The 2,038-nt window shown below is 54.7% G+C and carries 2 tRNA genes and 2 rRNA genes; all 4 read left to right on the top strand.

The features are described 5' to 3' along the window. A 16S ribosomal RNA gene (locus QUB77_RS31515) occupies positions 1-335 on the top strand; the annotation flags it as partial. Positions 336-517: 182 nt separating this feature from the next. Then, positions 518-594: transfer RNA gene (locus tag QUB77_RS31520), tRNA-Ile, on the top strand. 26 nt (positions 595-620) lie between these two features. Further along, positions 621-696, top strand: a tRNA-Ala gene (locus QUB77_RS31525). Positions 697-1,047: 351 nt separating this feature from the next. Next, positions 1,048-2,038: ribosomal RNA gene (locus tag QUB77_RS31530) — 23S ribosomal RNA — on the top strand; the annotation flags it as partial.

Raw genomic sequence — 2,038 nt, forward strand, 5'->3', positions numbered from 1 at the left:
CCCTTATAGGTGGGGCTACACACGTCATACAATGGCCGGTACAAAGGGCAGCCAACCCGCGAGGGGGAGCCAATCCCGTAAAGCCGGTCGTAGTCCGGATCGCAGTCTGCAACTCGACTGCGTGAAGTCGGAATCGCTAGTAATCGTGGATCAGCATGTCACGGTGAATACGTTCCCGGGTCTTGTACACACCGCCCGTCACACCATGGGAGCGGGTCTCGCCAGAAGTAGGTAGCCTAACCGCAAGGAGGGCGCTTACCACGGCGGGGTTCGTGACTGGGGTGAAGTCGTAACAAGGTAGCCGTATCGGAAGGTGCGGCTGGATCACCTCCTTTCTGGAAAATGGCCACACCCGTGGGTGTTGCAATGCCTGGCTTGCCAGGTGGTGCGATCTCGCAGGCAAGTGAGCCACACACAGAAGCTCTCAAACTCAAACGCTCACACTTATCGGTTGTTGGAAGGATGTCGCCAGCGATCCGGGGTCTTCTCGAGCCTGGGGAGGTCAAGCGACCGGCTTGGGTCTGTAGCTCAGTTGGTTAGAGCACCGTCTTGATAAGGCGGGGGTCGTTGGTTCGAGACCAACCAGACCCACCATTGCCGGCTGGCGAGCGCATCGATCCGGGGGATTAGCTCAGCTGGGAGAGCACCTGCTTTGCAAGCAGGGGGTCGTCGGTTCGATCCCGTCATCCTCCACCACTTCTTGTTCGCAAGAGACCACGCCCAAGCGTGCTGCCCACCAGGCAGTGCGCTTCGGTGTTGTCGATCTTGTGTTCGACAATCCCGCAGTCCTTCGAGGCTGCACGGCTGTTCTTTAAAAATTCATAGAGTCGAATCAGCGTTGCTGATGGAAAGCGCACTGTCGTAAAGGTCGGTGCGCACCGTGCCATCAGCAACATTTTGATTGCGTCAACGAATATTCAATTTGAACAAAAGCAAATTGGATGCGGCATAACGCGTCAGGTGAAAGACCTGACAAGCATTTGCTTGATGTTTGTGGCGGCGAGGCTTGCGAGGGTGGCAACACCGGCGTAGGCGTCAAAGTTATAGGGTCAAGTGAATAAGAGCATGTGGTGGATGCCTTGGCGATGATAGGCGACGAAGGACGTGATAGCCTGCGATAAGCTTCGGGGAGCTGGCAAATTAGCTTTGATCCGGAGATTTCCGAATGGGGAAACCCACCGAAAGGTATCGCACACTGAATACATAGGTGTGCGAGGCGAACCGGGTGAACTGAAACATCTCAGTAGCTCGAGGAAAAGACATCAACCGAGATTCCGAAAGTAGTGGCGAGCGAAATCGGAGGAGCCTGCAAGTGATAGCACAAGACTTAGCGGAACGCTCTGGAAAGGGCGGCCATAGTGGGTGATAGCCCCGTACGCGAAAAGACCTGTGTGGTACTGAGCTTGCGAAAAGTAGGGCGGGACACGTGAAATCCTGTCTGAAGATGGGGGGACCATCCTCCAAGGCTAAATACTCATCATCGACCGATAGTGAACAAGTACCGTGAGGGAAAGGCGAAAAGAACCCCGGGAGGGGAGTGAAATAGATCCTGAAACCGCATGCTTACAAAAAGTCGGAGCCCGCAAGGGTGACGGCGTACCTTTTGTATAATGGGTCAGCGACTTACATTCAGTGGCGAGCTTAACCGAATAGGGTAGGCGCAGGGAAACCGAGTCCGAATAGGGCGATTCAGTCGCTGGGTGTAGACCCGAAACCAAGTGATCTATCCATGGCCAGGATGAAGGTGCCGTAACAGGTACTGGAGGTCCGAACCGACCAGTGTTGCAAAACTGGCGGATGAGCTGTGGATAGGGGTGAAAGGCTAAACAAACTTGGAAATAGCTGGTTCTCTCCGAAAACTATTTAGGTAGTGCCTCAAGTATTACCGTCGGGGGTAGAGCACTGTTTTGGCTAGGGGGTCATGGCGACTTACCAAACCAAGGCAAACTCCGAATACCGACGAGTACAGCTTGGGAGACAGAGCACCGGGTGCTAACGTCCGGACTCAAGAGGGAAACAACCCAGACCGCCAGCTAAG

It is taken from the genome of Microcoleus sp. AT9b-C3, from assembly GCF_036705485.1.
In the GTDB taxonomy this organism is placed as follows: domain Bacteria; phylum Cyanobacteriota; class Cyanobacteriia; order Cyanobacteriales; family Microcoleaceae; genus Microcoleus.